The organism is Mesorhizobium sp. M4A.F.Ca.ET.050.02.1.1 (assembly GCF_003997725.1).
GTDB lineage: Bacteria > Pseudomonadota > Alphaproteobacteria > Rhizobiales > Rhizobiaceae > Mesorhizobium.
The window spans coordinates 1-1,925 of sequence record NZ_RZSG01000997.1; the positions used below are offsets into that span (position 1 = coordinate 1).

The 1,925-nt window shown below is 65.8% G+C and carries 2 protein-coding genes and 1 pseudogene; 2 read left to right on the forward strand and 1 reads right to left on the reverse strand.

Annotated elements, in window-relative coordinates:
• A partial coding sequence (locus tag EOA33_RS34145; protein ID WP_190234472.1) for an MFS transporter occupies positions 1 to 741 on the forward strand: 741 nt, incomplete at its 5' end.
• On the opposite strand, the gene dgcA is transcribed toward EOA33_RS34145, so the two are convergent.
• Complete coding sequence (dgcA, locus tag EOA33_RS34150; RefSeq protein ID WP_127407615.1) at positions 712 to 1,695, reverse strand: N-acetyl-D-Glu racemase DgcA; 984 nt, start codon at positions 1,693 to 1,695, stop codon at positions 712 to 714. The genes EOA33_RS34145 and dgcA overlap by 30 nt on opposite strands.
• Before the next feature lie 76 nt (positions 1,696 to 1,771).
• On the opposite strand from dgcA, the pseudogene EOA33_RS34155 reads away from it, so the two are divergent.
• Positions 1,772 to 1,925: pseudogene (locus EOA33_RS34155) on the forward strand (organic solvent ABC transporter permease); the annotation flags it as partial.

Here is a 1,925-nt window from a genome sequence, read left to right on the forward strand (position 1 = left end):
GGCGGCTTCATCCTGGCGCGCACCGGCGCCGAGGCGGTGCCGGCGATCATCTTCGTTGCCCTGGGCGCGGCACTCGCCGCAGGATTGCTGGCGCCGAGGCTCGGCCGTCCGCGCCGCGCCTCGCCGCTGTCGGCGACCGACATCCAGCATTCGGCGCCGAAGCTTCTCAATGCCTATTTCCTCTATTTCACCCTCGGCGTCGGCATCATCACCGCCAGCCATGCCTTTCTCTACGGCTTCGTCTCGATCTACTGGAAGTCGATCGGCATCAGCGACACCGTCGTTGGCCTGCTGTGGGCCTGGGGCGTGGTCGCCGAGGTGTGCATGTTTGTGATGTTTACGCGCATCCTCGGGTCCGTTCCCATCGTCAGGGTGATGCTGATCGCTGGCATCGGCTCAATCGTGCGCTGGATCGCCTTTCCGCTGATCTGGCCGCTCGGCCTTGGCGTCGCCGGCTTCTTCGGCGTCCAGACGCTGCACGCGGTGTCGGTGGCGATGGTGCTCATCGGCTTGCAGAAGATGATCGGCGAGACCGTCTCGGAGGAACGCACGGGTGCTGCGCAAGGCATCGCCTATTTCTTCAACGGCTTCTTCATGGCCGTGGTGACGTTGGCGTCGGGCCCGCTCTACGACCGCTTCGGTGTCGACGGCTTTCTGGCCATGATCCCCATTGCGCTCATCGGCCTGGCGCTGATTGCGCTCGCGGCGCGCTCAACCCCACAGCGTGCTGTCGGGGGGTAGTACAAACGATCCCTCGTAGACGAGGCGTGGCTCCCGGTCCCTCGCGAGCAGCAGCGGACCGTCGAGATCGACGAAATCGGCGCCCTGCGCCAGAAGCACGGCCGGTGCCATCGCCAGCGACGTGCCCACCATGCAACCGACCATAATGTGGAAGCCGAGCGCGCGGGCGCGCTCGCGCAGCACCAGCGCCTCGGTGAGCCCACCGGATTTGTCGAGCTTGATGTTGACGGCTTCATAAAGTCCAACAAGGGCTTCCAGGTCCTTCGCCTCGTGCACGCTTTCGTCGGCGCAGATCGGCACCGGATGCGCAATTTGGCGCAGGATCGTGTCGCGGCCGGCCGGCAGAGGTTGCTCGATGAGGGCGATGCCGTGTTCGGCGGCGAAGGCGAGGTTGTCGACGATGTTGTCGTCCGTCCAACCCTCATTGGCGTCGAGGATGATGCGGCTGGCAGGCGCCGCTTCGGTAACCGCACGGATGCGGGCCTGGTCATTGTCGCCGCCGATCTTGACTTTGAGCAGTGGCCGGTCCGCATTGGCGCGAGCCTGCGCTGCCATCGCCTCCGGCTCGCCCAGCGAGAGCGTGTAGGCCGTCTCGAGCCCCCCCGCCTGGGCAGCGCATATCGCATCCGCGACCGGCGTGCCGCTCAACTTCGCTTCCAGATCCCAAAGAGCACAGTCTACGGCGTTTCGCGCCGCGCCCGCCGGCATGGCGGTGAGCAGGGCTGCCCGGTCGATGCCGTCGGCAATCCGGCCGCGCATCTCCTCGATTGCGGCGCGGACGCCCTCCATGGTTTCGCCATAGCGCTTGTAAGGGACGCATTCGCCGCGCCCGGCATGGCGGCCTTCGCTGATGGTTACGGTGATGACCTCGGCTTCTGTCTTCGAGCCGCGCGAGATGGTGAAGGAGCCGGCAATGGGGAAACGCTCGGATTCGACCGAAATGACACGCGCCATATTTTTCTTCTCAGGCTGTGCGACAACGCGGCGCCGGCAAATGACAGGCCGGTTCCGGCAGGCTAAACAGGACGCCATGTTGACCATCCGCAAACGCGACGCAAGCGGCACGGCCGCCAAGGAGCCAAACGGCCAGCCGCGCATTGCCGTTGGCGAGGAGGGTGGCGTTCTCGGCTGCACTTTCTCGGGAAGCTGGACGACGCGCACCGTGGCGCTGGTCGACGCCGAGA